The 490-nt window shown below is 75.7% G+C and carries 1 protein-coding gene; it reads right to left on the bottom strand.

Translation table 11 applies throughout. From position 1 onward, the window contains the following. Positions 1-206: 206 nt before the first annotated feature. Entirely contained in the window at positions 207-473 is a 267-nt protein-coding gene (locus tag GTR02_RS22120; RefSeq protein WP_166609601.1) for a DUF2277 domain-containing protein, read from the bottom strand. Between the last annotated feature and the right edge of the window lie 17 nt (positions 474-490).

Below are 490 nucleotides of genomic sequence, written 5' to 3'. Positions count from 1 at the left end.
CGGGACGAGGGGCAGTGGGGCGAGGGCGGTGGCGCTCACGTGCAGAGACCTCCAGCTCGGGGTGCCGGTTCGAACGGACGTTCGATCCGACTCCGCAGTTGTACCACCGGTGCAGCCGTGGCGGTCAACCCCGTGGTCCGCACGGGGCAGCGCCGCGGACGCTGCCACCCGGGTACGACACGACCCCTCGCCCGGACCCCGACCCCTCAGCCGAAGCGCCGGGCCGACCGCTCCCGCGCCCGGGCGGCCTCGACCTCCCGGTCGCGCGGCGGCGCGGACGTCACGAGGGACGCGAGGAGCTCCTCCGTGGCGCGGGCGACGTCGGCCACGGCCCGCTCGAAGGCCTCGGCGTTGCGCTGCGAGGGGGCGGTGGCGCCCGAGACCTTGCGGACGTACTGCAGGGCCGCGGCGTGCACCTCCTCCCCCGAGGCGGGCGGGGCGAAGTTGTGCAGCTGGCGGATGTTCCGGCACATGCCGTCAGCGTAGGCAG

It is taken from the genome of Kineococcus siccus, from assembly GCF_009906795.1.
Classification (GTDB): domain Bacteria; phylum Actinomycetota; class Actinomycetes; order Actinomycetales; family Kineococcaceae; genus Kineococcus; species Kineococcus siccus.
The sequence above is the reverse complement of the archived record's forward strand: the minus strand, read 5'-3'. Positions and strand labels throughout refer to the sequence as shown.